The 25,607-nt window shown below is 62.5% G+C and carries 27 protein-coding genes and 2 tRNA genes; 13 read left to right on the forward strand and 16 right to left on the reverse strand.

Features of this window, described 5'->3' with window-relative positions; genetic code table 11:
- Positions 1 to 178: 178 nt before the first annotated feature.
- The 4 genes from mtnC to CWE16_RS10780 all read right to left on the reverse strand — a co-directional run bounded on the left by mtnC (position 179) and on the right by CWE16_RS10780 (position 2,683).
- A complete protein-coding gene (gene mtnC / locus CWE16_RS10765; RefSeq protein WP_131595341.1) occupies positions 179 to 913 on the reverse strand; it encodes an acireductone synthase in 735 nt (244 codons plus the stop codon).
- Positions 910 to 1,530 (reverse strand): methylthioribulose 1-phosphate dehydratase, encoded by a 621-nt coding sequence (gene mtnB, locus CWE16_RS10770; RefSeq protein ID WP_131595343.1) that lies wholly within the window; start codon positions 1,528 to 1,530, stop codon positions 910 to 912. The genes mtnC and mtnB overlap by 4 nt, the downstream gene beginning before the upstream one ends.
- 68 nt (positions 1,531 to 1,598) lie before the next feature.
- A complete protein-coding gene (locus tag CWE16_RS10775) occupies positions 1,599 to 2,468 on the reverse strand; it encodes a DNA-formamidopyrimidine glycosylase (protein WP_131595345.1) in 870 nt (289 codons plus the stop codon).
- 5 nt (positions 2,469 to 2,473) lie between these two features.
- Positions 2,474 to 2,683, reverse strand: a complete 210-nt coding sequence (locus tag CWE16_RS10780; RefSeq protein ID WP_131456023.1) for a photosystem I reaction center subunit IV — start codon at positions 2,681 to 2,683, stop codon at positions 2,474 to 2,476.
- Between the two features lie 116 nt (positions 2,684 to 2,799).
- Here CWE16_RS10780 and CWE16_RS10785 point away from each other — a divergent pair, with 116 nt between their 5' ends.
- Positions 2,800 to 3,840: a hypothetical protein gene (locus CWE16_RS10785; protein ID WP_131595607.1), complete on the forward strand. Its 1,041-nt coding sequence runs from the start codon at positions 2,800 to 2,802 to the stop codon at positions 3,838 to 3,840.
- A 42-nt stretch (positions 3,841 to 3,882) separates the two neighbouring features.
- Complete coding sequence (locus CWE16_RS10790; RefSeq protein WP_131595347.1) at positions 3,883 to 5,367, forward strand: RecQ family ATP-dependent DNA helicase; 1,485 nt, start codon at positions 3,883 to 3,885, stop codon at positions 5,365 to 5,367.
- 2 nt (positions 5,368 to 5,369) lie between these two features.
- Here the strand turns inward: CWE16_RS10790 and CWE16_RS10795 are convergent, their stop codons facing one another.
- Together CWE16_RS10795 and CWE16_RS10800 are read right to left on the reverse strand one after the other, a co-directional pair.
- Positions 5,370 to 6,383: a muramidase family protein gene (locus CWE16_RS10795; protein WP_131595349.1), complete on the reverse strand. Its 1,014-nt coding sequence runs from the start codon at positions 6,381 to 6,383 to the stop codon at positions 5,370 to 5,372.
- 57 nt (positions 6,384 to 6,440) lie between these two features.
- Complete coding sequence (locus CWE16_RS10800) at positions 6,441 to 7,841, reverse strand: aldehyde dehydrogenase family protein (protein WP_131595351.1); 1,401 nt, start codon at positions 7,839 to 7,841, stop codon at positions 6,441 to 6,443.
- Positions 7,842 to 7,954: 113 nt separating this feature from the next.
- Here CWE16_RS10800 and CWE16_RS10805 point away from each other — a divergent pair, with 113 nt between their 5' ends.
- Positions 7,955 to 9,625, forward strand: coding sequence for an alpha-amylase family protein (locus tag CWE16_RS10805; protein ID WP_131456033.1), 1,671 nt, complete (start codon positions 7,955 to 7,957; stop codon positions 9,623 to 9,625).
- A 16-nt stretch (positions 9,626 to 9,641) separates the two neighbouring features.
- Here CWE16_RS10805 and CWE16_RS10810 read toward each other — a convergent pair whose 3' ends face one another.
- From CWE16_RS10810 to CWE16_RS10830, 5 genes are all read right to left on the reverse strand, one after another.
- Positions 9,642 to 11,216: a glycerol-3-phosphate dehydrogenase/oxidase gene (locus CWE16_RS10810; protein WP_131595353.1), complete on the reverse strand. Its 1,575-nt coding sequence runs from the start codon at positions 11,214 to 11,216 to the stop codon at positions 9,642 to 9,644.
- Positions 11,213 to 12,736 carry a glycerol kinase GlpK gene (gene glpK, locus CWE16_RS10815; protein WP_131595355.1) on the reverse strand — a complete coding sequence of 508 codons (1,524 nt, stop codon included), beginning with the start codon at positions 12,734 to 12,736 and terminating at the stop codon, positions 11,213 to 11,215. The genes CWE16_RS10810 and glpK overlap by 4 nt, the downstream gene beginning before the upstream one ends.
- A gap of 80 nt (positions 12,737 to 12,816) precedes the next feature.
- Entirely contained in the window at positions 12,817 to 13,689 is an 873-nt protein-coding gene (locus tag CWE16_RS10820) for a LysR substrate-binding domain-containing protein (protein WP_131595357.1), read from the reverse strand.
- Between the two features lie 30 nt (positions 13,690 to 13,719).
- A tRNA-Thr gene (locus CWE16_RS10825) sits at positions 13,720 to 13,791 on the reverse strand.
- Between the two features lie 10 nt (positions 13,792 to 13,801).
- Positions 13,802 to 13,883: transfer RNA gene (locus CWE16_RS10830), tRNA-Tyr, on the reverse strand.
- Between the two features lie 80 nt (positions 13,884 to 13,963).
- On the opposite strand from CWE16_RS10830, the gene aroQ reads away from it, so the two are divergent.
- The 3 genes from aroQ to CWE16_RS10845 are packed head-to-tail and all read left to right on the forward strand — an operon-like array spanning position 13,964 to position 15,377.
- Entirely contained in the window at positions 13,964 to 14,413 is a 450-nt protein-coding gene (gene aroQ, locus CWE16_RS10835) for a type II 3-dehydroquinate dehydratase (protein WP_131595359.1), read from the forward strand.
- On the forward strand, positions 14,370 to 15,059 hold the full coding sequence (locus CWE16_RS10840) for a tRNA-(ms[2]io[6]A)-hydroxylase (RefSeq protein ID WP_236629705.1): 690 nt from the start codon (positions 14,370 to 14,372) through the stop codon (positions 15,057 to 15,059). The genes aroQ and CWE16_RS10840 overlap by 44 nt, the downstream gene beginning before the upstream one ends.
- A gap of 60 nt (positions 15,060 to 15,119) precedes the next feature.
- Complete coding sequence (locus CWE16_RS10845) at positions 15,120 to 15,377, forward strand: hypothetical protein (protein ID WP_131595361.1); 258 nt, start codon at positions 15,120 to 15,122, stop codon at positions 15,375 to 15,377.
- Between the two features lie 7 nt (positions 15,378 to 15,384).
- Here CWE16_RS10845 and CWE16_RS10850 read toward each other — a convergent pair whose 3' ends face one another.
- A complete protein-coding gene (locus CWE16_RS10850) occupies positions 15,385 to 15,969 on the reverse strand; it encodes a 1,2-dihydroxy-3-keto-5-methylthiopentene dioxygenase (protein WP_131595611.1) in 585 nt (194 codons plus the stop codon).
- A gap of 130 nt (positions 15,970 to 16,099) precedes the next feature.
- Between CWE16_RS10850 and cobI the strand changes: the two genes are divergently transcribed.
- Together cobI and CWE16_RS10860 are read left to right on the forward strand one after the other, a co-directional pair.
- The gene (gene cobI, locus CWE16_RS10855; RefSeq protein WP_236629707.1) at positions 16,100 to 16,873 is read left to right on the forward strand and encodes a precorrin-2 C(20)-methyltransferase; all 774 of its coding nucleotides are present in this window, start codon (positions 16,100 to 16,102) and stop codon (positions 16,871 to 16,873) included.
- An 85-nt stretch (positions 16,874 to 16,958) separates the two neighbouring features.
- Positions 16,959 to 17,582, forward strand: coding sequence for a DUF4079 domain-containing protein (locus tag CWE16_RS10860; protein ID WP_131595615.1), 624 nt, complete (start codon positions 16,959 to 16,961; stop codon positions 17,580 to 17,582).
- Here CWE16_RS10860 and CWE16_RS10865 read toward each other — a convergent pair.
- Genes CWE16_RS10865 through CWE16_RS10875 form a run of 3 tightly spaced genes read right to left on the reverse strand, consistent with a single transcriptional unit; the run spans position 17,551 to position 21,231 of the window.
- Positions 17,551 to 19,581: a glycosyltransferase family 2 protein gene (locus CWE16_RS10865; RefSeq protein WP_131595363.1), complete on the reverse strand. Its 2,031-nt coding sequence runs from the start codon at positions 19,579 to 19,581 to the stop codon at positions 17,551 to 17,553. The genes CWE16_RS10860 and CWE16_RS10865 overlap by 32 nt on opposite strands.
- Positions 19,578 to 20,627, reverse strand: coding sequence for a tRNA dihydrouridine synthase DusB (dusB, locus tag CWE16_RS10870; RefSeq protein WP_131595365.1), 1,050 nt, complete (start codon positions 20,625 to 20,627; stop codon positions 19,578 to 19,580). The genes CWE16_RS10865 and dusB overlap by 4 nt, the downstream gene beginning before the upstream one ends.
- A 31-nt stretch (positions 20,628 to 20,658) precedes the next feature.
- Entirely contained in the window at positions 20,659 to 21,231 is a 573-nt protein-coding gene (locus CWE16_RS10875; protein WP_131595367.1) for a hypothetical protein, read from the reverse strand.
- A 76-nt stretch (positions 21,232 to 21,307) separates the two neighbouring features.
- Between CWE16_RS10875 and CWE16_RS10880 the strand changes: the two genes are divergently transcribed.
- Positions 21,308 to 21,769: a DUF1823 family protein gene (locus CWE16_RS10880; RefSeq protein WP_131595369.1), complete on the forward strand. Its 462-nt coding sequence runs from the start codon at positions 21,308 to 21,310 to the stop codon at positions 21,767 to 21,769.
- 22 nt (positions 21,770 to 21,791) lie between these two features.
- On the opposite strand, the gene CWE16_RS10885 is transcribed toward CWE16_RS10880, so the two are convergent.
- Entirely contained in the window at positions 21,792 to 22,175 is a 384-nt protein-coding gene (locus CWE16_RS10885) for a L,D-transpeptidase (protein ID WP_131456061.1), read from the reverse strand.
- Positions 22,176 to 22,322: 147 nt separating this feature from the next.
- On the opposite strand from CWE16_RS10885, the gene der reads away from it, so the two are divergent.
- The 4 genes from der to CWE16_RS10905 are packed head-to-tail and all read left to right on the forward strand — an operon-like array spanning position 22,323 to position 25,583.
- On the forward strand, positions 22,323 to 23,690 hold the full coding sequence (gene der, locus CWE16_RS10890; RefSeq protein ID WP_131456063.1) for a ribosome biogenesis GTPase Der: 1,368 nt from the start codon (positions 22,323 to 22,325) through the stop codon (positions 23,688 to 23,690).
- A gap of 3 nt (positions 23,691 to 23,693) precedes the next feature.
- Positions 23,694 to 24,608, forward strand: a complete 915-nt coding sequence (locus tag CWE16_RS10895) for a CbiQ family ECF transporter T component (RefSeq protein ID WP_131595371.1) — start codon at positions 23,694 to 23,696, stop codon at positions 24,606 to 24,608.
- 16 nt (positions 24,609 to 24,624) lie between these two features.
- Positions 24,625 to 24,891, forward strand: a complete 267-nt coding sequence (locus tag CWE16_RS10900) for a PipX family protein (protein ID WP_131456067.1) — start codon at positions 24,625 to 24,627, stop codon at positions 24,889 to 24,891.
- Positions 24,892 to 24,917: 26 nt separating this feature from the next.
- Entirely contained in the window at positions 24,918 to 25,583 is a 666-nt protein-coding gene (locus tag CWE16_RS10905) for a YggS family pyridoxal phosphate-dependent enzyme (protein WP_131595373.1), read from the forward strand.
- Positions 25,584 to 25,607: the final 24 nt, after the last annotated feature.

Below are 25,607 nucleotides of genomic sequence, written 5' to 3' on the forward strand. Positions count from 1 at the left end.
TTTGGGGGGTAGCCCCCTGAGAAAATAGCTCGATGCCAGGTAAAACAATTCTCAAGATCAACGTTTAGCGAATGGAGAACCATTGCAACGTTGCAGGAAAGCCACCCATAAGGGTGGCTTTTTTGTTTGCAGACTCCTCCACGCGCTACCGTTTAGTCATTGGACCTATTGCGCGGTTTTAGATCAACGCGTCGACTTGCTCAAGGGAGCGGATCACGCGATGTCCGCGAGGGTTTTGATCTGGATTGCCTGGCCTTAGGCTAAACAACACTTGCATGCCCGCTTCATGGGCGGCATCACATTCCACGCCGTTGTCGCTGATGAAGGTGATCGATGCGGCTGCGATTTTGAGTTGATTGGCGATTGTCACGTAGCTGGTTGTCTCTTTTTTGCTGCCTGTGTGGGTGTCAAACCAACCGCTAAATAGCTCCCTTAGATCTCCCGACGTCGTGTGTGCATAGAGCAGCTGTTGTGCTTTGATGCTGCCTGATGAATACACCGCTAGCTTTAAACTTTCTTTTTTCCAGCGCTTGAGCGAAGTGATTGTCTCTGGGTAAAGGTCGGCCTTGATGTCACCCTTCTGGAATCCCTCAGCCCAAAGGTGGCCTTGCAAATCTTTCAGGGATGTGGCTTTCCGATCGGTTTTAATCATTAGCTGCCAATAGTTTTCTAGTGCTTGTCGTTCTTGCAGATTTGAGGCTTTTGCCTCCTGCAGGATTGCTTGTGCAGTGTTGTCACTATCTTGCTCCCACTCCCGCCATGCTTGCTTGGCAATGTCTTGAATGATCACCTCATCGCCATGCTCTGCAAGGAAAGACGAAAGGTGTGTTTGCGCATACGGGAAGAGAACGTCTGCGACAAATGTCACGGGGCAGGTTGTGCCTTCAATATCGAGCAACAGGCATTCCGTCATGACCACCTCCCTTGCAGAAGGCTCTCGCGCCAGTGCAAATCCAGCAGGAACTCAAGGATCTCCACATGTCGACGTGCATCGTTCAATGTCTTCCCCCACGCGTATAGGCCGTGACCAGCGACAAGCAGTCCGTGTGCTTTTCCAGGCAGATGCTTTGAAGCCGTGGCGCTCAGTGTCTGGAGATTTTGATCATTGGCAATGATCGGAACCGACACACTTGTGTCGTGCGTGTCGATGCCTTCGAGTCCTTTCAGCATCTCCCAGCCCTCGAGCCTGAGTGAGCCAGATGCGGCGTGATGTTTGGACAAAATAGTGGCTGCCGGTGAATGGGTGTGGAGAACTGATCCTGCGTTGCAATCGTGGATCACCTGAAGGTGCAGCAACGTTTCAGCGCTTGCCTTTCCCTCTCCCTTCACCACGGAGCCTCGGGCGTCCACCTCAATCAGTTGATCTGCCTGCACGAGCCCCTTGTCGACACCGCTTGGTGCCATCAAAAGGCGGAGTGGGCTGTGCTCTAGGACGACACTGAAATTTCCGCCGGTGCCATCACACCAGCCCCGCTGATGAAGGGCATGGATGGTGTCCACGAGTTGCTGTGGGGCCGTTCTCAATGCCATCCGCTTGGGGTGCTTTCCAGTCCTAGTCGAGGGCCGAGCCATGCACAACATGGCACCATCTGCGCGCCTCAGTGTTGACAGCCAGGGCACCAGTGGGTGCTGCGTCCTGCCAGTTTCTCGCGCTGAATCGTGCCGCCGCAGCGACTGCAACTCTGACCCGTGCGCCGATACACCGATGCTTGGCCGCCGTAGTTGCCGTTGACGCCCTCAAGATCGCGGAAGTCGCTGAACGTGGTCCCGCCGACCCCGATACTGATCTCCAGGACTTGCACCAGGGCTTCCCGCAGTTGTTGTAATTGCTGCAGGCTCAGGCTTCCTGCACGAGTTTGTGGCGCGATTCCTGACGCGAACAGGCTTTCGTCGGCGTAGATATTGCCGGCTCCCGCCACCACGGCTTGATCCAGCAACGCTGCCTTGATCGATCGGCTTGAGCCTTTCAGCTTTTGCTTGAGGTAAGCCGCGCTGAATGCATCGTCAAAAGGCTCAGGCCCAAGGGTCTTGAGGCCCGTCATGATGTGTTCGGCGGGTTCACCGGGCGGTACCCACCACATCTCTCCAAAACTGCGAAGATCCACAAACCTGAGCTCTTGGCCCTCGGGATTCCAGAATCGGACACGGGTGTGTCGGCAAGTGGATGATGGCTCTGGATGCCACTGAAACTGTCCGGTCATGCGTAGGTGCACACCCCAGAGACCGGCATCAGCTATGCCGTCTGTTGAGAGCTCATCAGTGCTGGCATGGAGGTTGGCGATCAGGTATTTGCCCCGCCGTTTCCAAGCTCCAACACGGGTTCCCTGCAGGGCCTCAACAAACAAAAAGGGTCCACCAGGACTCGCAATGGCACGGTCCCGGCAGACCTCGACACTTTGAATAATGAATGATTCCAGACGGCTCGCCAGTCCGCGGCGAACCGTCTCAACCTCTGGCAGTTCAGGCAAGGGCCTCAGGCGGGCTCGAGCTCGGCTTCTGCAAAGTTGTTGGTGTTGATTCCACCTTCGGAGCCGGAGATGCCGTTGTAGTTCACCTTCTCGAAGCGAACGACGACGGGATAGCGGATGCCAGAGGTGTCAATCGAGGCAACGGTGCCCACTTCGTTGAACCAGTAGGACTCGGGGCGCTTGATGCGCACCTTGTCACCGCGGGAGATCGCCATCGCTGCGGAGGGTCGGGATGCAAGGCGAGCGTATCGCCGTATGGGCGTGTGGATGCATGGAGCGTCACAGAATGTCGTTCGCCATGGCAGCATCCAGCCCCGTCTGTTCGTTTGCAGTGAGCTCTAGCCAGATTCCTGATCCCCCGGCTCTGGAGCTCGATCTCCCCGATCCTGAACGGGACGATCTCAGTACGCTCGAATTTCTGGCTCAACTGGAGCAAGCCTGGGCCGTTTGCGATCGATTTGATCTCCAGACAGAGATCTGGCGTGGCCGCATTCTCCGGGCCGTCCGCGACCGCGAGAAGCGCGGTGGCGAAGGGCGCGGTGCTGGCTTTCTGCAGTGGTTAAGGGAGAGAGAGATCAGTAAGACCCGTGCCTACAGCCTGATTCAGCTGGCTGAATCAGCGGATGATCTGGTGGGTGGAGGTCTGCTGCAGGCGGACAGCGTCAATCAGTTTTCCAAGCGGGCTTTTCTGGAAACAGCTCAGGCGGCCCCCGAGGTGCAGCTGATGATTTCAGAAGCGGCCAATGAGGGACAAGAAATCACTCGCAAGCAGGTGAGGCGCCTGACCGATGAGTTCACGGCGGCCACCAGCCCGTTGCTGCCGGAGGAGATCCGACAGCGGACTCAGGAGAATCTTCTGCCCCCCAAGCTGGTGGCTCCCCTGGTGAGGGAGCTGGCCAAACTCCCGGAACCTCAGCAGGAGGATTTGCGCCGGGCGCTGCGGGATGAACCGGAACTAGACCGTGTCAGGGACGTTACGAGTACGGCTCGTTGGATTCATAAGGCGACTGAATCAGGGGTCGCCGTTCGCGCTTTTCAGCAGGGCGAGCTCGACCTGGAGAAGGCCATGCAGGAGGCGCAACGGCTTGACGCCCTTGGTTTGCTTGCGGATGCGGTGGGCCAGGCCCAGGCTCTGGAATCGGCCGTTTTGAAGCTCCATACCTCCTGGCGGCGTCTCGGCGGCCTGCAGGAACGCCTCTGGGTTGAGAGTGGAAGCAGCACGCCCTATCTGCGCGATGTGCTTTCGGCTCTGCAGACCCTCAGCGGTGCGACCCTGAGGGTCTCCTTGGGCGAACTGGCCGGAGGAAAGCGGGTGCGTTTGCAGCTGGTGGAGGAGTCGCCTGACCAGCTGGAGCCACCGGTCATCCCCTAGATCTGGCGGTGCCTAAGCTGGACCCGCCATCGGTGGTGTTGTTTGGATCCCCTGCTGGCATCGCTCAGGCAGCATTACGGATGGGATGCGTTCCGTCCTGGTCAACGTTCGGTCATCGAGGCGCTCCTGGATGGTCGCGACTCCCTTGTGGTGCTTCCCACCGGCGGCGGCAAATCGCTGTGTTACCAGTTGCCCGCTCTTGTTCGAGGCGGACTGGTCCTGGTGATCTCTCCCCTTGTGGCCCTGATGGACGATCAGGTGCGACAGCTGCGGGCGCGCGGCATTGCTGCAGCTTCGCTCCATGCCGGCGTGGATCCGGAAGCGCGCCGTCGCATGCAGGAGATGCTTGCCGACGGTGGGCTGCGCCTGCTTTATCTCGCTCCTGAACGTCTCCAGCACGACTGGGTGCGCCGTGTCGTTGCTGACTCCGCCAGGCAGGGGCGCTTGGTGGCTCTTGCGGTTGATGAGGCCCACTGCATCAGCGCCTGGGGCCATGACTTTCGACCGGACTACCGGCGTCTTGGGGAGGTTCGGGATCTCTGCCCGGGTGTGCCGGTGGTGGCTCTGAGCGCCACGGCAGCGCCCCAGGTCAGGGCTGACATTCTGCGCTTGCTGGCCCTGCAGAGGCCCCTGGTGCAGGTTGGTTCTGCGCGACGGGACAACTTGGTGTACACCATGCGCCGTCGCCCTAAAGAGCCCCTGCCCCAGGTGCTCGCCGCCCTGCAAGAGGCCCGTGGCGCCGCTTTGATCTACGCGCGTACCCGACGGTCAGTCGAGCGCTGGGCCGCTCGCCTCCGCGATGAGGGGATTGAAGCGATCTCGTATCACGCCGGTCTCGAGGTCGAGGCGCGCCAGCAGGCTCTCCATCATTTTCTTGAAGCGGATCGTCCCGTCCTGGTGGCCACAGTGGCCTTTGGGATGGGTGTGGATCGCGCCGATGTGGGCCTCGTCCTGCACCTCGACCTCCCCTCGACTCCTGAGGGGTATCTGCAGGAGTCAGGTCGAGCCGGGCGTGATGGTTTGCCGGCCCAGTGTTTGGTGCTCTTTTCCCCAGGAGATCGCACCAGCTTGGGGTGGGCGATGCAGGCCTCGTTGCGGCGGCAGAGCGGCTCTGACTACCCGCCTGATGAACGCTGGCGTCTGGAGCAGGCGCAACGAAAGCTTCGGCGCATGGAAGCGGTGGCAGAGGGCGGGGACTGCCGCCAACAGGTGTTGCTGTTGGCGGTCGGTGAGCTCTCGCCGCCTTGTGGTCGCTGTGATCGATGCCTCAGCAAGGGCTCCTTGGCCGACTGGTCAGAACAGGCCGTTGAGGTGCTGAAGGCATTGGATCAGGGGCAGGGGCATGACCTGCGCTCGCTCACGGAGGCTCTTTCAGAGCAGGAGCCTCAGCGTTGGGGCTGGCTTGCCAGACGTTTGGTGCAGGAGGAGCTGATTCAGGAAAGCGATGACGGCATCCAGCGTCTGTACCTCAGGGACAGTGGTCGCCGGTTTCTGCGGCAGCCCTGGCCCCTGCGCTTTGTGGCTTGAATTCAGCCTTTGCTGCTCTTGCAGCGGTCTTTCACCAGATCATCCTCAAAGCCACTCTGCGGTGCACTCCAGCTTTTCCAGGATCCATCGGCTCCGGTGACATTGATCTTGTTTGCGGCGCAATTGACGGCGATGTAGAGGGGCTTGCCATCGGAGTTGAGCGTGGGGGCTACATCGCTGCCACCCATCGACTGCCAGTTGGCCCAGTCCACCTGAAGCGGGCCATAGGTTCGCCAGTCGGCATCCTTGGGCTGCACGGATTTGCTGGTGGGTTTCGGCGAGGCTTTCGCCGTTTGAGTGGGCTTGGCTGTTTGAACCGGTCGCGCAGTTTCGACTGCTTTGGCTGTCTGACTCTTCGGAGCGGGTTGGGATTTTGGAGCAGGTTGTGTGGCTTCGACGGTCTGTTTGCTGGGATTGGGTTTGGGTGTGGTTCCGCGAAGCATCAGCTTCGTGCCGACGGTCACCTTGTTGGGATCTGTCAGCTCGTTGAGCTGTATGAGGGTGGCCACGGGCACGTCATAAGCCTTGGCGATCTGAGTCAACGTTTGGCCGCTGGCCACGGTGTGGGCCGTGGCATTGGGATTGGCCTTGATCGCTACAGGCTTGGGTTTGGGGGCTTGTTTCGGTTTGGGCTTGGGCAGCACAGCGTTGCTTGGCAGCCTCAGGGTTGCTCCAAGTTCAACGTGGTCTGCGCTGGGAAGGTTGTTGAGCGCGATCAGTGCCTTCTCGCTGACGCGGTAGCGATCGGCAATGCCGCTCAACGTGTCACCACTGCGCACGGTGTGGCGGCCAGATCCAGCAACCACTCGGGGGCCTGGGACTTGCAGCGTCTGCCCCACTTCCACATGGTTGGCATCCCGCAGCCCGTTCATGCGCATCAGAGCGCCAACGGAGATGCCGTAACGGTCGGCAATGTCCGAGAGGGTGTCACCTGATTTGACGGTGACAGTGCCGGCGAAGCTCGGCAGAGGCAGCAGAACCGCCAGGGCCAGGGCGGCAATGGTGGTGCGGCGCATGCATCTCGGTCGGCTGGGCGAACCATAAGGTGCCCAGCCGGCGATGCCAGTCTCGGATCAGCCGAGCAGTCGTTTGATCAGCCCTCGGCTGATGGCATAGGGCGGGTAACGCAGTCGTGCATCCAGCGCGAAGGAGCGCTTCAGCACAGCCCGTTCATGGGAAAAGGTCCGGAATCCCGCCTCCCCGTGATAAGCCCCCATTCCGCTAGCGCCTACGCCCCCGAAGGGCAGTTCGGGAACACCCACCTGCATCACCACATCGTTAAAACACACCCCACCAGAGCTGGTGCCCTGAAGCAGCATGGACCTGTCTTGGGCCTCTCCTCCAAACAGATACAGCGCCAGCGGTTTCGGCTGCCGACGGATCCTTGTGATTGCCGCGGCGAGGTTGTCCACGCAGATCATGGGAAGCAGGGGGCCGAAGAGTTCGTCCTCCATCAGGGGATCGTCATCGCGATCCACCTGAATCACTGTTGGTGCCATACGCAGGGTGTCCGCGTCGCTCTCACCACCGATCAGCACCTGTCCGTTCTGCCGAGCCCCCTCCAGCAGAGCACTGAGTCGTTGGAATTGGCGGCCATGAATGAGATGGGCCAGATCAGGGGATTGCAGCGGCTGCTCTCCATAAAGCTCGAGGCGGGCTTGGGCCAGAGCTGCCAGTAGCGGCTCTCGAATGCTCGCTTGAACCAAGAGATGGTCGGGGGCAATGCAGGTCTGCCCTGCATTCAGCCCCTTGCCCCAGATCAGCCGTCTTGCAGTCACGGCCAGATCCGCTCCTTCAAGCACCACCGCTGGGCTTTTCCCCCCCAGCTCAAGCGTCACAGGGGTGAGGTGCGGTGCCGCACCAGCAAGAACTCTGGCGCCAATGGCTCCACTTCCGGTGAAGAAGATGTGGTCGTATCCCTGATCGACGAGGGCGGCGGCGACTGGCCCTTCACCCTCCACCACCTGCACCACCTCCTGAGGGAAATAGCTGGGAAGCAAACGAGCGATCAGGGACGAGGTCGCCGGAGACTGCTCGGAGGGTTTAACCACAGCGGTGTTGCCAGCGGCGAGGGCACTGATCAGCGGCTGCAGAGTGAGATGGAAGGGATAATTCCAGGGGCCAATGATCAGCACGCAGCCCAGCGGTTCTCGGATGACCTCCGCTTTGCCCGGACGTTGCGCAAGGGGCACGGGCACGGGCCGAGGTCGCATCCAGCGGCGCAGCTGGCGTCGGCAAAGTTTCAGCTCCTGCCGCAGGGCCAGGATCTCGACCATGCCCTCCAGCTCCGGTTTGCCCAGGTCTTGATGCAGGGCGGCAAGGATCTCGTCTTCGTGCTCCTCCACCAGAGTGGCGACTGCCTGCAGCTGGCGACGTCGCCAGCCCTCAGGGCGGGTATCGCCCCTCTGCACCGGGGCGCGCAGGGCTGCCAGATCCGGTAGGGCCTGGCTCACCGGGACGGTTGAGCTGGTCATGGCTGGGGACGGACTGCCGTCATGCTCGCAACCTGCTTGCCGTTCTGTGGGCAGCGCTGGCGTGACGCCTCCCCCCAGCGCTACCACCAGTGAAGGAGAGACGGCGATGAGGCATGGAGCAGCCCTGGTGGAGCGGTGCTGTCATCTATCAGCTGATCGTGCGTAGCTACGCCGACGGCAACGGCGATGGCACGGGCGATCTCCAGGGCCTCGCATCGCGGCTGCCTTATCTGCGTTGGTTGGGTGTGGATGCCCTCTGGTTGACACCGATCTATCCATCACCCCTGCAGGACGGCGGTTACGACATCACTGATTTCAAGGAGATTCACCCCGACCTCGGAGATCTCGCCGCTTTCCATCGCTGTCTCACCGCAGCCCATTCCCAGGGGATCAAGGTGATCCTCGACCTGGTGCTCAATCACACCAGCACGCTGCATCCCTGGTTCCAACGCGCCCGCTGGGCACCGAAGGGAAGCCCGGAGCGGGAGGTCTACGTGTGGAGTGATGACCCGCAGCGCTACGCCGATGCGCCGGTGTTGTTTCGACACTTCGAGGCCTCCAACTGGGAATGGGACCCGGTGGCTGAGCAGTACTACCTACATCGCTTCCTCCGCCATCAGCCAGACCTCAACTACGAGAACCCCCTTGTGCAGCAGGCGATGCTCGAGGTGGTGGACTTTTGGATCGAGCGGGGGGTGGATGGCTTCCGCCTCGATGCCGTGCCCTTTCTGTTTGAGCAGGAGGGATCCCGCTGTGAGGGCTTACCCCAGACCCATGCCTTTTTGAAGCTGTTGCGGCAGCGGGTGGAGCGGCATGGCCGTGATGTGCTTTTACTGGCTGAGGCGATTCAGCCAGTGGATGAGGCGGCGCCCTATCTGGCGGATGAGGAGCTGCATGGGGCGTTCAATTTCGTGCTGACAGCCCATCTCTTCGCCGCGATCGCCAGTGGCAGCACACGGGATCTTCGCCTCTGTCTCGAGGCCTCCCATCAGGCCGTTCCTGGATGTCGCTGGGCCCTGCCTCTGCGTAACCACGATGAGCTTTGGCTTGGCGATGGACACCTGGTGCCTGAGGAGCTGATCCAGTCGATCCGTACAGGACTGCATCAAGGGCAGGGGCATTGGCTCAACTGGGGAATCAATCGACGCTTGGCACCCCTGCTCAATGGTGACCCAGGTTCCAACCGGGTGCTGCACGCACTCCTCTACAGCCTTCCAGGCATGCCTTGCCTCTACTACGGCGATGAGCTGGGTATGGGTGACTGGCCCGGGTTGAGGGATCGTGACCCCAACCGAACGCCGATGGCTTGGACCCCTGCCCGCAACGGTGGATTTTCCACAGCTCCGGATCCTCTGCTGGTGCTGCCACCGATCACCGCTCCTGGATACGACTATCGGGTGGTGAATGTGGAGGTGCAAAAGCAACTGCCAGGTTCTCTGCTGAATTGGCATCGGCGGATGCTCACCTGCCGACGGCTGTTGCCTGCCTTGCGCAGTGGTGATTTCACCCTGCTCGACTGCGCACACCCTGCGGTGATCGTTTACAGCCGCTGCAGCGAGTCGATGACGGTGCTCGTCGCAGCCAATCTTTCTGCTGCTGGAGCCTCCTTCCGGCTGGATCTGAGTCGCTGGCTGGGCCAGCGAACGCGAGAGGTGCTCTGGGGCTGTGAGTTCCCTGAAGCGGGGCCCAACTGGTTTGTCTACCTCCCGGCCCACGGCTTCAGTTGGTGGTTGATCGGAGAGGTGGAAGAGATGCGTGACGATCTCGAACCGCAGGGCCTGTGACCGGGCCTGAGTGCTTTTAGAGCCTGAGGTCGATGGAGGGTTCTGCAAGGTTGCCGTTGGTGCGACTGTCTGCGAGCAATGACTGCACCTCAGGCACTAGGCGCTCGGCGTCCGCTTGATCCACCATGGCCAGGCGGCAGCGGCGCGCCAGCACATCGGTGACCGTGCGGGCGTGTTCCCGTTCGATCGCGTGCCGCAATTCGCCTCGACAAATAGGAATTACTTCGCTCAGGGGCCGCCGCTCAGCCGCAGGCCACCCGGCCAGAAGCTTGGGGGCTTTCAGTCCATGGTTGGCTTGAAGATGGGCGATCTGGCGCTGCCGCAGAGGGGTGTCGGGTAGGAGCTCTTCCAGCTGTTGCTGTTGCTCGCACAAGCGCTGCGGGGTGCGTTCCGGACTGCCATCCGCACCGAGCAAAGGCAGGGCAGTGGGCTCGGGAAGCGACTGTCCAAGCTGTTTCTCCACCGCCGCCAGGGTGTCGAGAGCCATGGGCCGGCAGGTGGTCCATTTGCCTCCCATCACGCTCACCAAGCCGCAGCTCAGAGTTTCCACCTCGTGTTCGCGAACCACGCGGCTGCTGCTGCGATTGGCTCCCGCGGGGCGCAACAGGGGGCGGCCGCCAGCCCAACTGCTGCTGACCCTGAGCTCGCTGAGGAAGGGAAACCAGCGCTGCACGTACGACAGCAGATAGGCGTGTTCTTCAGGTGAAGGGGTCTGGGCCTGCTCGAGAGGGCAGGGGGTATCGGTCGTGCCGACGAGGGTGCGGCCGAAGAATGGCAGCATGAACAGAACCCGTCCGTCATCGGTGGCCGGTAGCAGCAGGCCGATGCCCTGCGGGCAGAGGTCAGCTTCGAGCACCAGATGCACGCCTCGGCTCGTGAGCATGCGGGGCGGCAGGTCGGGATCGGCCATGTGGCGAATGGCATCCGCCTGGATGCCGGTGGCATTCACCACCACCTGGGCCTGCCAGCGTTCTTCGCGCCCATCGTCCCCCAGGCTGAGGACAGCGCAGATCCGACCTTGGCCATCACGCTCGAGTTGGGTGACTCGGCAGCCGGTGCGGATCTCGGCGCCGGCTTGTTCGGCAGTGAGGGCCAGAAGCAGATTGAGGCGGGCATCGTCGAACTGTCCATCGCTATAGGCCACACCACCGTTCAGCTCTGGTTGCAGCCCAGGGAGGGCCTCACGCAGCTGTTGCGACGACAGCCAGCGACTGGAGCCAATGCCAGTTCGCCCCGCAAGGGCGTCGTAGAGGCCAAGGCCAACGCGGTAGTAGGCCTGGCTTAGCCGGTTGCTGGTGGGCAGGGCGAGTTCGAGCCGATGAGCCAGAAAGGGCGCCTGTCGCAACCAATGGCCCCGTTCAAGTAAGGCTTCGCGCACCAGGCGGAGTTGGGCGGGATCAGCTGTTTTGAAGGCCAGTTCCAGGTAGCGCACGCCACCGTGAAGCAATTTGGTGCTGCGGCAGCTGGTGCCACCGCCGAGGTCGGACGCCTCCAGTAGAGCCACCTTGAGGCCGCGGCGTACGGCCTCATAGGCCACGCTCGCACCGCTGGCGCCGCCACCGATTACGACAAGGTCGAAGGACTGGTTCATGCCTGGTCTCCTTGGCTCCAGTGCAGGCTGCGGCGCACGGCGTCATCCCAACGCTCACGCCAGCGGTTCCGTTGCGGGCCATCGATTTGAGGCATGAACACGGTGGCTCCATCCACGCGCTGCACCTGCAGGGCTCGAAGATCCCCCACGGCGCCGCACTCCACACCGGCCAGCAAGGCCACCCCCCTGGCGGTGCTCTCCAGGCTGGCCGGTCGGCGCACCCGCAGGCCCGTGCTGTCGGCCTGCGCCTGAAGAAGTGGATCGGAGGCTGCCGCTCCCCCGTCGACGGCTAGTTCGCCAAGCCCTTGCCCCAGGGCCGTTTCTGCCAGATGCACCAGGGTGGCCACCGATAGGGCGATCCCCTCGAGGGCGGCCCTGGCGATATGGCGCCGATCGCTGTCTCGGGTGAGGCCGATCAGCAGCCCCCTGGCTTCCGGGTCCCAATGGGGGGTGCCCCAGCCGGTGAAGGCTGGAACCAGCATCACGCCGGCGGCGGAGTCCACCTGGGCAGCCAGTGCATTGATCGCTTCGGCGCTATCGATGATCCCTAGGCCGTCGCGCAGCCATTGCACGACGGTGCCGGCATTGAAGAGGCTTCCCTCCAGGCAATAGGTGGGAGTGCCATCGGCATCGGTCCAGCCCAGCGTGGTGAGTAGGCCGGCATTCGAGCGGCGGATCACTGAGCCGGTGTTCACGACAAGAAAGGCGCCGGTGCCGTAGGTGCACTTGGCTTCCCCGGGATCCAGGCAGAGCTGGCCGAGGGTGGCGGCTTGTTGATCGCCAAGCAGGGCCTTGATCGGCACACCCGCGAAGGGCAGGCCTTCGGTGATCGCGCCAAAGTCGCCGCGGCAGGGCACCAGCTCCGGTAACGCGGAAAGGGGCAGGCTGGCTTGCTCACAGAAGGCGTCCACCCACTGCCGCTGCTCCAGATCCATCAGCAAAGTGCGGCTGGCATTGCTCATATCGGAGTAGTGCCGCGTGCCCCCGCTCAGATGCCAGAGCAACCAGCTCTCCACGGTGCCGAAGCACAGGTCATCGCGAGACGCGGCCGCATTGGCGGCCGCTTCATGCAGGATCAGCCAACGGATCTTGCTGGCGCTGAAGTAAGGATCGAGCAGCAGGCCGGTGCGTTGGCGCCACTCTGTCTCCAGTCCCTGCTGTTTCCATTGCCGGCATAGGTCGGCGGTGCGGCCGTCCTGCCAGACGAGGGCTGGTCCGCAGGGGGCGCCGTCGTTGCGCTGCCACAGCACGGTGGTTTCCCGCTGGTTGGTGATGCCGCAGCAGCTCACGGCCTGGCGTTGCTCGGGGCTGAGGGCCTTCTCCAGATCGGCCATCGCCTGGAGTTGGCTCTGCCAGATCAGCCTGGGATCCTGCTCCACCCAGCCATCAGCTGGGTAGTGGATCGCCAGAGGGGCTGAGGCGCTGGCGATCAGGTGGCCCTCGGAGTCAAAGAGAGCGGCCCTGGAGCTGCTGGTGCCCTGGTCCAGGGCCAGAAGGAGCGGCTTGTCTGCCATGGCCATGCCGTTTTCCAAGTGCTAGCGCTGAGGCAGAGCGCTGCAAAGCGGTCGTTTCCTTTGTTGGCTGGCCCTGCCTGGGCTTCTTAGGACGCAATGTTCAGCTCGGGGAACTGTGCCTGCAGAAGGCGAAGGCGTTGTCGCAAGTTCTGAATCAGCGCTGTGATCGCAGGTTCGTCGCGCAGCTCACGACGAGTGACCAGAGTTTCCCCTGATTGAAAGGGCAGTGTGTAAGGCAGTGGAACGAGCCCCTCACCGGAGACTGCCTGGCTGAGACAGTGGCCATAGACGATGGTCACATCCTTGGTGCTGCGCCCTTCCCAGCGATCCTGGCGGTAACGGCTCATGGACACGGGAGTGTTCCAGAGGCCGAGCGTTTTCAGTTCTCGTTCGACCACGGGATAGGCGCCATCCGGCAGAGCCAGGCTCGGGAAGGCCTGGAGATCGCTCAAGTGGATGTCTGCTTCCTTCAGCAGTGGGTGGTCCGCTTTGACCAGCAGATGCAGCGGCATGGTGCAGAGGTGCACAGCACAGAGTTCGGGGTCGTCGGCGGCAGGGAGATCCGGAAGGCCGCAGATCCATGCATCGCAGATTCTTTGGCGCAGTAGGGATAGGTTGGGCTCCATCCCCACCAGATTGGAGAGACCGGCGATCCAACCGCAGGGCTCGGGTCTGCAAAGCAGGGGCAGGGTCCAGTAGGTGGCCTCCAACCGGAGGGGATGCAGTCCCGCCAGGCGGGCTCTCTGGTGGACCTCCCGTTCCATGTTCAGCAGCGTCTGATCACCAGTCAGGACCCACTCCTGATCATGCTTTTCAAGAGTGATCCCGAAGCTGCTGGCGCAGGTTCGCTGCCTTCGGCTCACCGACGATTGGTCGAGACTCAGGCGGCTAGCCACTTCCCGACCGGTTCTCAACCAGATCAGCCCATCGAGGCAAGCGAGGGAGTCGAGATCAACCATGGCTTTGGTGCCGAGCCATCGTTGGATGGAAGCCCTTGACGAGACTTGAACTCGTGACCTCTCCCTTACCAAGGGAGTGCTCTACCGCTGAGCTACAAGGGCATGTGGAAGGTGGGCCGGGTTGGATTTGAACCAACGTAGGCAGAGCCAGCGGATTTACAGTCCGCCCCCATTAACCACTCGGGCACCGACCCGAACCACACCGCAAGAACTTACCAGCCCGCGGGACCATCACCCCTCGATACGATCAGCTCGACATGCATCGCATCGGGCCATGCGCCTTCTGCTGCTCAACGGCCCCAATCTCAACCTGCTCGGGCGCCGAGAGCCTGGCCTCTACGGAATTGAGACCCTGGACGTAATCGAACAGCGTTTGATCCAGAGGGCCGAGGCCGAAGGTGTGCAGCTGGAGTGTTTCCAGAGCAACTTCGAGGGTGCCCTGGTGGAGCGAATTCATCAGGCGATGGGCCAGATGAATGGAATTCTCATCAATGCCGGTGCTTACACCCACACCTCCGTGGCTCTGCGGGATGCGCTGTTGGGGGTGGCGATTCCCTACGTAGAACTGCATCTCAGTAACACCCATGCCCGGGAGCCATTCCGGCATCACTCCTATCTGGCGGATCGTGCCGTCGGAGTCGTGAGTGGATTTGGGGCGGCGAGTTACGTTCTGGCTCTGGATGGCCTTCTGCAGCACCTGCGGGCTGCCTCTGCCCGTGGCTGAGGCCGCTGCTGTCACACCGGTGGCCAGCATCCGCTGGCTGGCGGCTCCTACCAGCGCCCTTTGGGTACAACAGGCCATCGCCCGCCCGATGGAGGTGCTGATCGATCACGCCCACTGTGAACGCAAGGCGGCCGGCTCCGCGGTGCAGCTCATGTTTCGCTATCTCTGCGAGCCGGGCCTCGGAGAGGTGCTCAGCCCTTTGGTGCGAGAGGAGCTGGAGCATTTCGAGCAAGTGTTGGCTCTTCTCAAGGCACGCGGTCGCTACCTCGAGCCGCTGCCATCGCCGGGCTACGGAGCCCAGCTTGCCAAGCATGTGCGTCGTGGTGAGCCGGAGCGGATGCTGGATTCCTTCCTGGTGGCAGGTCTGATCGAAGCCCGTAGCCACGAACGGATGGCCCTACTGGCGCAGCACAGCCCGGATCCGGAACTTCGTGATCTGTATGCGGGGCTGCTGCAAAGCGAGGCACGCCATTTCGGGCTCTATTGGGTGCTCTGCGAGGAGCGCTGGCCGCGGGACGTGATTGTTCCAAGGTTGCAAGCGTTGGCTCTCGCCGAGGTGGAGGCGCTCTCCGGCGAACTCGAGCGCCCCGAGGATGTGCGGATGCACTCCGTTGGAATCCGCAAGCAAAGTCCAAAAGAAGCCTGAAGAGACGCGCCGCTGTCTGTGGTCGGTTTTAAGATTGACCCAGTTCTTGCGGGTGTCGTGATGGCTGATCCAGCGGTGACGGTGAAGACAACCGTGGCAGCGGCTGTGGCTGACTCTCTGCAGGCCCTTCGTAACGGCACGACAGAGGAGCAGTGGGATGGTCTGAAAGCCAATCCGCTGGTTCGGGATCTGATCAGCCGATGCGCAGACCTCGAGGCAGCCCTGCTGTTGGCTGACGCCGCGGGATCAGGGGCCAGAGGTGATGTTCTGCAGAGGCTTCGGGCGCCGGTGGATGCGCGGCTGCTGCTTGCTGCCTGAGCCTCCCTTAGTTCAGGAGCGGGTAGCGGCTGGCGATTGGGTCACCCGTGAATTGGGCGACCCAGCCCTCTGGATTATTGAAGAACCGGATGGCGCAGAAGGACGGAGCAGACCCCATATCGAACCAGTGCTTGGTGCCTGCAGGAACGGCGATCCAGTCATCGGCGCAGCACAGCACCTGGATCACCTCATGGCCCAGATGGAGGCAGAACAGGCCCTGCCCTTCCACAAAGAAGCGCACTTCGTCTTCAGCGTGGGTGTGCTCATTCAGGAACTTGGAGCGGAGCGTTTCCCGATCGGGATGCTCAGGGGTCATCCGGATGGCATCGACCGTGCCATAGCCACCGCTGCTTTGCACGGCAGTAACCTCATCGGCATAGACCTTGAGGATCGCCTCCTGGTCAGCGCCTGATAGCAGGGATTGGCGCGCTGGCCAGCGCTCGAAACGGATGCCACGTTCCAGGAGTTCTGCCTGAATCGTGCCTGGATCATTGCTTTCCAGGCTGGGCAGGGGCGAGAGGTCATCATCGGGATTCCCTGGACCCTCGCCGGGGGTGTGGCTTGGGGCGGGAAAGATGCGCAGATGACTCATCGCTCCCTGAAGCTGCTGGGACATCCATCTTGCCTGGGGCTGGCTGCCGCCACCGGCTGGCCTGCCATTGCTTTACGACTGATCGGGCTGACCTAGAACGAGACGATTCGTTTGCCTCTTCTCGAATCCTGTGGACCTGCGAAGTGAGAGGCCAGCCGCATCTCCAGGAGTGGTGCTCCTGGGGGTGGGGCCTGGAGATCCGGACCTTCTCACCCTTGCCGGCTATCGAGCGTTGAGGGCGGCGGATGCTGTGGCTTACCCGGTCGCCTCGCTCACGGCCTCGGGGATGGCGCTCACGATCGTGGAGCGCTTTTTGGAGAGTGGGCAGCGGCAACTGCCCTTGGTGTTTCCGATGGTTCGGGAGGCCGAGCCGTTGCGGGCGGCCTGGCTGGCGGCAGCCAATGCATTGGCTGCCGAGGTGGCCGCGGGCCAGCGCGTGGTGTTTCTCTGCGAAGGGGATGTCTCTCTGTTTGCAACAGGGAGTTATGTGTTGCTGGCACTCCAAAAACACCATCCGGAATGCCCGTTGCAGGTGATTCCAGGGGTGTCCTCGGTCGCGGCCGCTGCTGCGGCGGGAGCCTGGCCTCTGGCCTTTCAGCAGGAGGCTCTGCTGATTCGACCCTGCCCAGACCGCCCCGACGATTTACTCGCCCTACTCGAGCAGGCGCGCCAGCAGGCGATGGTGTTGGCTCTGCTCAAGCTCGGCCATCGTTGGCTCTGGGTGCAGCCGTTGTTGGAGCAGCAGGGCCTGCTGGCCGAGGCCCTGTTTGCTGAGCGTGTCGGCTGGCCCGATCAGCATGTGATCACGGCCGATGCTGTGTCAGCCCAGAAAAGGCCTTATTTCTCCCAGCTTCTGATCCGGCAGAGATCGCAGGGCGTTCCCAGTCCGCCGGTTCTGCCGTAGAAGTGCTGCCTTAAAGGTGAAGGTGCAGTTCTTGGTCGCGATCGGCTCCGTGGTGTCAGAGCTTTCACTTCCCACCCTCACCCCGATGCAAGGCCTCGCCCTCTTGCATCCCGTCCTGATCATTCTGTTTGTGTATCCGGTGGTGGGGGCGACGATCCGCCTGGGAATCTTGGCTCGCGAGCGCCGGCTCCAGATCAATCCGATTCCACCGACGGTGCCGATCGAGCATGCCGACCATGGGCGTTGGCTGACGGGGGCTGTTGTGCTGGCGGTGCTGATTGCCTTTGGTCACGATGTGGCGTCTGCCTGGGCTGAAGGAATGCCCGCGGCGGACGACCGTGCAGCGCGTTTAGCCGGAATCCTGCTTGCTTCCATCGGCGTTGCAGCCGCCTATGGGGGGCTCTTGCGCACAGGTCGGACAGGGCGTCGTTTGCTCTGGGCCTTCGGCTGCTGGTTGGGTTTGTTGGTGCTGGGGGCTCAGCCGGAGGTGGAGCGTCTCGCCGATTCCCCATTGCAATTGGCCTTCTGGCAGTCCCATTACTGGGGTGGTGTGTTGCTTGCAGGGATGCTTCTGCTCTCGGTGGCCTTGCAAAAGGAAATCGCACGTCGTGATGCGGTGCGCCGACTTCACGTCGTGATCAATGTGCTGGTGGCTCTGCTCCTCGCTACCCAGGCGATTACCGGCACTCGCGATCTGCTGCTGGGCTGACTCTCTGCGGCACCAGGCTGCGTTGAAACGGTGCCGGTCCGCGCCATGGGGGCAGGATTCGCTGGCAGAGCACAAGCAAAGAGATCCATTCCCCACCGGCCTGGCGCTCCACCCAGCAGCCAGGACGGGTGAACAGCCAGCGGTAGAGGTTGCGGCGTTCATGGGACGAGAGCGGCTGCCAGCGCAGGGCGAGTTGATCGGCCTGTTTCCTGCGGTTGGATGGCTCCCACGGCGTGACCCCGAGGGCTGGCAGCTCATCGGACCAACGAAGCTTGGTACTGGCAACGATCGGTGGTGGGCGGCCAGGCAGCTGCACTTCCACACCGCTTTCGCTGATCGCTGTGATCCGGCAGGGGTGGTGATGACCTCCAGCGTCCTCAAGGGCTGCTGAGAGCGAGAGCTGCTGCCAGGGGGCTGGATCGGAGACGGCGGGATCCCAGCAGGCTCGAAGGGCGACCAGCAGGCTCAGGGTGTTGAGGGTGGCCCACAACAGGCCCAGGAGCTGTCCTTGGGGCGTTACCTCCTCAAGGGCTGTCTCTGGAGCTAAGAGGCCCGCCAGGTTGATGAGGTTGAGGAGTAGCAGCGCCAGCAGCGGCATCACCAGGCCCAGGCTCCAGCTGCCTCGGTCGCGCCGTTGATGCTTCGGCGTCACCCGGAAACCATGGAAACGGCCGAGCATGCGGCTGATCACGGTGAGGGTGAGCGGCACCGTCAGGACCCACCCGGTCAGTTCGCTCAGGAAGGCGGCCCTTGAGCCGCGATTGAGCCAGCCCAGGCTCAGAAGCAGCGTCGCCCAGAGCGGCAGCAGTAGAGAGATGATCGCCTCAGGGGTCAGCAGAATTGGCACCACACCGAGCAACCCGTAGCTCAAGGGCATCAGCATGAGCACAAGCCGGGGCAGGTTGTTGCACCAATGCAGCACTCCCTCGAGGTAGGCGATCCGCTGGCCGAGGCCTAGTCCTGGCGCCAGCGGGCCATCCGCTAGTCGCAAACTCTGGAGCGTCCCGGCAGCCCAGCGCTGCCGCTGGCGCACGAAGTCGGCCATCGTTTCTGCCGCCAGGCCAGCACTCAGCTTCTCCTGCAGGTAAAGCAACCGCCATCCGCTGCGTCGCAGGGCGATTCCGGTGACAAAGTCCTCCGACATCGCCTGCTCAACAAAGCCTCCAACAGCATCAAGGGCGGCGCGACGTGCCAGAAAGGAGGTGCCGGCGCAGACCACGGCGTCCCAGCCGTCACGCACCGGTTCGATCCAGCGGTAGAAACTTTCTTCATCGGGAAGCAGGCGCTGCTCCATTCCGAGATTGCGCATCACAGGATCGGCATTGATGAAGTTCTGCGGTGTCTGCACCAGGGCGACACCCGGTTCCATCAGAAGACCGATGCAGCGTTCGAGAAAGTGGCGTTGTGGGATGAAATCGGCATCGAACACGGCCACGAGCTCGCCGTTGCAATGGCGCAAACCGTGGTTCAGGTTGCCGGCCTTCGCGCCGTTCCGCTGGGGGCGATGCAGATAGCGACATCCCAGTTCAGCAGCAAGCTTCCGAACGTCCTTGCGTCCGCTGTCATCCAGCAGCCAGACGATGCTGTTGGAGTAGGTCTGATTGCAGCAACCCACAAGGGTCCGTTCGAGGACGGCGAGTGGTTCTCCTTTGGTGGGTACAAGGATGTCCACCCAGGGTCGCCAGCCACTGGCTCTCCATCGCTGCTCGCATTCCTCCACCTCGTTGCGGCGGTCGGGGAATGACCGCCAGGCCAGCCATAGGGGCACCAGTCCTGTGAGTAGCAGCCAGCCTTCGCTCAGCAGGAGCAGCAGGCTGAGGCTGGTGCTCAGGGCTGTGCTGACGTTGAGGCTGGCGCTCAGTCGCCACACCAGGTAACGGGCTGTGAGCAGGGTGATCAGCAGGATCAGACTGCGTCGAGCCCAGAGGGGAGAGCTCTGCTCTGGACGACGTTGAAGCCAGAGGGGCCAAAGCAGAACCAGGAGGGGCAGCAGGTTCACGGCGCTTCAGCAGCCGGGGGGGGGGCTGTTGCCAGCGACCGGCCTGCGGCATCGAGAAGAGCGATCGCGTCAGCGGGCGTCGGGGCGCGCATCAGGGCGTGGCGGAGCTGGGGCGCTCCACTGAAGCCGGTGCAGGTCCAGCTCATGTGTTTCCTTGCGATCAGGAGCCCGTGATCGCCGCGGCAGTCCACCAGGGCCAGCAGCTGTTCACGCGCAATGGCCAGCCGATCGGCCGCGGCTGGAGTCGTGGGGATAGGCCGACCAGCCAGGGCGGCATCGATCTGCCCGACTAGCCAGGGCGCTCCCATCGTGCCGCGCCCCACCATCACCCCATCCGCTCCAGTGGTTTCCAGGCAACGGAGGGCGTCGGCCGGGTTGTTCACATCGCCGTTGGCGATGACCGGAATCGCCAGGTTTTGTTTCACCGCTGCGATCGAAAGCCAGTCGGCCTGCCCCTTGAAGCCCTGTTCTCGTGTGCGGCCATGCAGGGTGAGCAGCTGAGCACCAGCGCCTTCCAGCCGTCGGCACCAGGCCACGGCCGCGGCGCTACTGCCGTCTTCACCGCACCAGCCAAGACGGGTTTTCACGGTCACCGGCAGGGTCACAGCGGCAGCGACCGTCTCAACAATCCGACAAGCCAGATCCTGATCGCGGATTAAGCCGCTGCCGCCGCCCTTGCGGGCGATTTTTCGCACCGGGCAGCCCATATTGATGTCGATCAGGAAGGCACCCGCTGCTTCCGCTCGCCGGGCAGCATCTGCCATGGCCTGCGGGCGGTGATCGAAAAGCTGCACGCCGATCGGCCCGGATTCCTCGGCCAGTTCCTCGACCTTGCGCCGGCCATGGCCAAGCTCAAGGCTCGTGGCGTTGACCATTTCCGTGAACAGGAGTGCATCCGGTGCCCAGCGCCGCACCAGGCTTCGAAAGATCCGATCACTGACGCCGGCCAGGGGGGATTGCAGAACTCGGCAGCGCAGCCGCCGCGGCGTACCCAGTCCGGGGAGTGTGAGGTCGCTTTGAAAACGCGGGGGGGCAGGGAGCGACATCGATCGCTGAACTACCTCTCCATCCTGCCCTTCAAGCAGCGTTCTCGTGGTTGCTCAAGCGCGCACGACTGCGGGCAACCTGCTGTTCAATTGCATTGCGCAGCCAGGCGGTGGTGGACCAGTCCTCTGCCTGGGCCAGACGCTCCACCTCCTGAGCAAGATCCACCGGCAACTGCAGATCAAACGACTGGATGCTGTGGGGGGCTGCAGGACCCCCTGGTAGCGGGGCATCAACGTGCAGCAGCTGCACTTTGAGCACCTCCAGGCGGGTGCCTGGACGCCCCCCGCCTTTGCGCACTTGCCTCAGGGTGAGACGCACGGCCGATCCAGCTCGCACCTGACTCAGCTGCCGAGCTGGCAGGGGCTGATCGCGACGGTCGCAATAGACCGGACGACTCCGCTCTGATGCCACTGAGTAGGTGAAGGTCACCCGGCCATCGGCGTCCCAGGGCATGGCCAGGCCGTCACGGCCCTGTAGGAACTGGCGGCGATCCCGGCGGGCCCTGCGAAGCACGCTGTCGGGCAGGCGGAAGCTCAGGCGGTGCGTGGACTGAGCCGAGTCGATCCGACTCGCGCTATCGAGACTCGTGTCAAACACATACATCCGTCGAAGGTAATGGAGGGATTAAGGAGTTGCTAAGTGCTGTCGTGAAACGATGGCTTCGGGTCTGATTGGTCTGATGACGGCGCAACCTTGGCCGCTCAGCGCGGCTCTACTGGAACGGATTCTGGAGGACCGCCTCTCCGATCGCTTTGTGGCGACGCTGGTCTGGGAGAGGCTTGGTTATCAACCCCGCTCTCCAGGAGAGCCCTGGAGTGCAGGACCTGAGACTCCTGAGCCCTGGAGGCTGGCCTACCCACAGGCTCCGGAGGTGATTGCCACACGGCCGGCCTCCGTGCAGCTCACCCGTTCGGTCCCGCCGGCGCACAAGCAACTGCTCAAACAGCAGCTTGGTTTTCAGGGGTACCGCATCGGTGCCCTCTACCCCCGGCGTACGCGGAGGGCCACGGCGGTCAACTGGTTGCTGGCCTGGTTGGCGGGGCGGGGTGATCCCTTGCCGGAGCAGGGGCCTGTGCCGGAGTTATTGCCAGCGCCGGAGGATCCGGTGCGAGGTCATCCCGGGGACCCGCCGGTGAGCTGAAGGCCCGCGCAGGGCCTTCAGCTCACACTTGGATGATCACCTTGGTTCCTTTGGGGGTGTTCTCAAACAACCAGCGAGCTTGATGGGTGGGCATGCGCACGCAGCCATTGCTGCGGGGTACGCCAAAGGCCTGGCCGGCGTCTTCCTGCCAGGGGGCTCCGTGCATGCAGATCAGTTCATTGGCGGTGATGCACATGGCGTAGGGCACGCCCGGGGCCACATAGTTCCGCCCTCGCATGGTCACAGAGCGGTATTTCGTGAGCACAGAGGCCTCGCCGGTCGGGGTCGGTGTGGATGCTTTGCCGGTGCTGACGGGAATCACGCGCACAACCTGCTGGTTGCGGTCCAAGACGGTGAGTCGCTGGTCGGAGAGGTCGACGACGAGGGTCGCAATGAGCTCGAGCATGGCTTGTGACGCTTGCTGCACTGCCCAAGGGCTAGCGGTCTCGGCTGGGTCTCATTAGTCTCTCTTAGGAAGATTTCCTATTCCTCCTCCTTGAGTGCCTGGAGGGGTGCCTCTGTACTGTCAAGAAAGTCCTTTTCCTTGTCTGTCTTGGCGCGTCCGGTTGTCGCGATCATCGGGCGTCCCAATGTCGGCAAGTCGACGCTGGTGAATCGCCTGTGCCGCACGCGCGAGGCGATCGTCCATGACGAGCCCGGAGTCACCCGCGACCGGACCTATCAGGACGGCTATTGGGGGGATCGTGAATTCAAGGTGGTTGATACCGGTGGTCTCGTTTTCGACGACGACAGTGAGTTTCTGCCGGAGATTCGCGAGCAGGCCAATCTGGCCATGGCCGAGGCCTGTGTGGCTGTCGTCATCGTGGATGGGCAGCAGGGGGTAACAGCCGCTGATGAGGCGATCGCCGAATGGTTGCGCACCCAGCGCTGCCCCACGCTCTTAGCGGTCAACAAGTGCGAGTCTCCCGATCAGGGGCTGGCCATGGCGGCTGAGTTCTGGGGATTGGGTCTGGGCGAGCCCCACCCGATTTCCGCGATTCATGGTGCAGGAACCGGGGATCTTCTGGATCAGGTGCTCACCTTTCTTCCTCCCAAGGAGGAGGAGGGGGAGGACGATGAACCGATCCAGATGGCGATTGTCGGCCGTCCCAATGTGGGTAAGTCGAGTCTGCTTAATTCCATTTGCGGCGAGCAGCGCGCGATCGTGAGCCCCATTCGCGGCACCACGCGCGACACCATTGATACCCAGCTTGAGCGCCAGGGCATGCCCTGGCGGCTGGTGGACACCGCTGGCATTCGCCGCCGGCGCAGTGTCAACTATGGGCCTGAATTTTTTGGGATCAATCGCAGTTTCAAGGCGATTGAACGCAGTGATGTCTGCGTGCTTGTGATCGATGCTCTCGATGGTGTGACCGAGCAGGATCAGCGTCTCGCTGGTCGAATCGAAGAGGAGGGTCGCGCCTGTGTGGTGGTGGTGAACAAATGGGATGCGGTCGAGAAGGACAGCCACACCATGCCGGCGATGGAGAAGGAGCTGCGCGCCAAGCTCTACTTCCTCGATTGGGCGCCCATGTTGTTCACCTCCGCTCTGACCGGCCAGCGGGTGGACAGCATCTTTGCGCTCGCGGCACTCGCGGTGGAGCAACATCGGCGCCGGGTCAGCACTTCGGTTGTCAATGAAGTGCTCAAGGAGGCCCTCAGCTGGCGCAGTCCACCGACCACCCGCGGAGGTCGTCAAGGTCGGCTGTATTACGGCACTCAGGTGGCCAGCCGTCCACCGAGCTTCACCTTGTTCGTGAATGATCCCAAGCTGTTTGGCGATACCTACCGTCGCTACGTGGAACGCCAGATCCGCGAAGGGCTTGGTTTCGATGGCACTCCTTTGAAGCTGTTCTGGCGGGGTAAACAGCAGCGGGATGCGGAGCGAGATTTGGCTCGCCAGCAGAACCGTCAGGACTAAACGATGGACTGGCTGAGGCAGATCCCCATCGGGCAGTTCGTGGATGGCCGTGAGAGCTGGCTGCGACTGATTGATCCACGCCTCAAGTTCGCTTGGGTGCTGCTTTTCTTGCTCACCCCTGTGCTGGCCGGTCCGATCTGGCGGCTCTCCCTTCTGGCTCTGCTGCTTCTGCTCACGCTGCTGAGTGGCCTGCCGCCAAGGCTCTGGTGGCGTTCGTTGCTCTTGCTTGCTCTGCTCGGGGGCGGCGTGGGGCTGCTGGCTGCGTTCCTGCCCACCGGTGATCCCGCTGCCTCTTGGCCCCTTCGCTCACCCCAGGAACTTCCCGACCTCTCACTGCAGGTGCCCTCTTGGGATATCTGGCGGCTGGGCCCTGTCCGGCTTGGTCCACTCAGCCTTGGTCCGCTTGTGATTGATCGGCGTTCCGCCGAGCTGGGCCTCAGCAGCGCCACGCTCATCATCACGGTGATTCACAGCGTCAATTTGATGCTGCTGACAACCCCAAGTGAAGACTTGGTCTGGGCCCTGAGCTGGGGTCTCGCCCCTCTGGCCTGTTTAGGTGTTCCGGTGGAGCGCTTGAGTTTTCAGCTCTTGCTCGCACTGCGCTTCCTTCCGCTGGTTCAGGAGGAGCTCCAGAATCTGATGCGTGCCCTCGCCAGTCGTGCGGTGAACCTGCGCAGGCTCGGGTTCAAGGCGTCCTTCGGCCTTGTTCTTTCTGTTGGAGAGCGATTGCTCGCCAACATCTTGCTGAGGGCCGAACAGGGGGCGGATGCGCTGCTAGCCCGGGGCGGCCAATGGCGCCCGGCTTCGCATTTTCGAGCCGCTTCGAAGACCACTCCGGCCTCGGCTGTTCTCAATTCTTTGGCAACGATTGTTCTCTTGCTGATGGTTGGTTTGCGTGGGAAGTACGGTGCACTGTGATTCCTGATCTGAATCTGTGGGCGCCGAGCGCTATCTGAATCACCCCACCTTCGGCATGCTGTATCGCGTCGCGCCGGCGGGAGAGGGCCGTGATATTTACGCCACGCTGTATGCACAGCGGATGTTTTTCCTTGTCACCCTGCAGCCCCGTGGTGCTCAGTTTGAGGTGATCCCCTACCAGGATGCGCGCCATCACGCTGAGCTCAACTTGGCGCGCAGCCGACGCGATGGAGCCGCTGATCAGGAGCTCTGGAGGGAGCTGTTCGACCAGACGTTCATCTGAGTGCGGTCTCTGCGCCTGTTTTGACCATGATCGAAGCGGATCTTTCAAGGCGTTGGGCAGAGCTCGGGGAAGCCTTGCCGCCTTCAGCCCGTCTGCTTGCGGTCAGTAAAGGCCATCCTGCGGAGCCGATCCGTTTCCTTGCAGGACTCGGGCAGCAGGACTTTGCAGAAAGCCGTCTTCAGGAGGCGCTGCCCAAGCAGGAGGCCTTAGGGGACCTGCAGGATCTGCGCTGGCATTTCATCGGTCGTCTGCAGGCCAACAAGGTGCGTCAGGTGGTGAGGGCGTTCCCCGTGATTCACTCGATTGATTCCTTGGCCCTGTGCCGGAGGGTCTCGAGGATCGCGGAGGAGGAGCAGCGTCATCCCCAGTTGATGCTTCAGGTCAAGCTGCGCCCAGATCCGAGCAAGGGCGGCTGGGACCCTGAGGATCTTCGGGCTGCCTGGGAGGAGCTGCAAGGCCTTCCCCATCTACGGATCACCGGCCTGATGACGATGGCCCCGCTGGGGCTGGAGTCGCAGGAGCGATTGGCGCTCTTTCAGGAGTGCCGGCGGTTGGCCGATGACCTGGGTCTTGATGAGTGCTCCATGGGGATGAGCGGTGACTGGCAGGACGCAGTAACGGCCGGAGCGACCTGGGTTCGGCTCGGTTCGGCTCTGTTCGGTGCGCGGCCCTTGCAGCAATCTGCTGTTTAACGCTTGCTCCGGCTCCGACGGAGC

The sequence above is a fragment of the Synechococcus sp. BS55D genome (assembly GCF_004332415.1).
Lineage (GTDB): Bacteria > Cyanobacteriota > Cyanobacteriia > PCC-6307 > Cyanobiaceae > Synechococcus_C.

What these genes read in the sequence shown, in the direction of transcription:
- CWE16_RS10850 (WP_131595611.1), bottom strand. Translation starts at nt 15,969, where the DNA reads ATGAGTCATCTGCGCATCTTTCCCGCCCCAAGCCACACCCCCGGCGAG.
- dusB (WP_131595365.1), bottom strand. Translation starts at nt 20,627, where the DNA reads ATGTCGCTCCCTGCCCCCCCGCGTTTTCAAAGCGACCTCACACTCCCC.
- CWE16_RS10895 (WP_131595371.1), top strand. Translation starts at nt 23,694, where the DNA reads ATGGACTGGCTGAGGCAGATCCCCATCGGGCAGTTCGTGGATGGCCGT.
- mtnC (WP_131595341.1), bottom strand. Translation starts at nt 913, where the DNA reads ATGACGGAATGCCTGTTGCTCGATATTGAAGGCACAACCTGCCCCGTG.
- mtnB (WP_131595343.1), bottom strand. Translation starts at nt 1,530, where the DNA reads ATGGCATTGAGAACGGCCCCACAGCAACTCGTGGACACCATCCATGCC.
- CWE16_RS10780 (WP_131456023.1), bottom strand. Translation starts at nt 2,683, where the DNA reads ATGGCGATCTCCCGCGGTGACAAGGTGCGCATCAAGCGCCCCGAGTCC.
- CWE16_RS10805 (WP_131456033.1), top strand. Translation starts at nt 7,955, where the DNA reads ATGGAGCAGCCCTGGTGGAGCGGTGCTGTCATCTATCAGCTGATCGTG.
- CWE16_RS10875 (WP_131595367.1), bottom strand. Translation starts at nt 21,231, where the DNA reads ATGTATGTGTTTGACACGAGTCTCGATAGCGCGAGTCGGATCGACTCG.
- CWE16_RS10795 (WP_131595349.1), bottom strand. Translation starts at nt 6,383, where the DNA reads ATGCGCCGCACCACCATTGCCGCCCTGGCCCTGGCGGTTCTGCTGCCT.
- CWE16_RS10845 (WP_131595361.1), top strand. Translation starts at nt 15,120, where the DNA reads ATGGCTGATCCAGCGGTGACGGTGAAGACAACCGTGGCAGCGGCTGTG.
- glpK (WP_131595355.1), bottom strand. Translation starts at nt 12,736, where the DNA reads ATGGCCATGGCAGACAAGCCGCTCCTTCTGGCCCTGGACCAGGGCACC.
- CWE16_RS10860 (WP_131595615.1), top strand. Translation starts at nt 16,959, where the DNA reads ATGCAAGGCCTCGCCCTCTTGCATCCCGTCCTGATCATTCTGTTTGTG.
- aroQ (WP_131595359.1), top strand. Translation starts at nt 13,964, where the DNA reads ATGCGCCTTCTGCTGCTCAACGGCCCCAATCTCAACCTGCTCGGGCGC.
- CWE16_RS10810 (WP_131595353.1), bottom strand. Translation starts at nt 11,216, where the DNA reads ATGAACCAGTCCTTCGACCTTGTCGTAATCGGTGGCGGCGCCAGCGGT.
- CWE16_RS10820 (WP_131595357.1), bottom strand. Translation starts at nt 13,689, where the DNA reads ATGGTTGATCTCGACTCCCTCGCTTGCCTCGATGGGCTGATCTGGTTG.
- CWE16_RS10800 (WP_131595351.1), bottom strand. Translation starts at nt 7,841, where the DNA reads ATGACCAGCTCAACCGTCCCGGTGAGCCAGGCCCTACCGGATCTGGCA.
- CWE16_RS10885 (WP_131456061.1), bottom strand. Translation starts at nt 22,175, where the DNA reads ATGCTCGAGCTCATTGCGACCCTCGTCGTCGACCTCTCCGACCAGCGA.
- CWE16_RS10880 (WP_131595369.1), top strand. Translation starts at nt 21,308, where the DNA reads ATGACGGCGCAACCTTGGCCGCTCAGCGCGGCTCTACTGGAACGGATT.
- CWE16_RS10840 (WP_236629705.1), top strand. Translation starts at nt 14,370, where the DNA reads ATGGCCTTCTGCAGCACCTGCGGGCTGCCTCTGCCCGTGGCTGAGGCC.
- CWE16_RS10905 (WP_131595373.1), top strand. Translation starts at nt 24,918, where the DNA reads ATGATCGAAGCGGATCTTTCAAGGCGTTGGGCAGAGCTCGGGGAAGCC.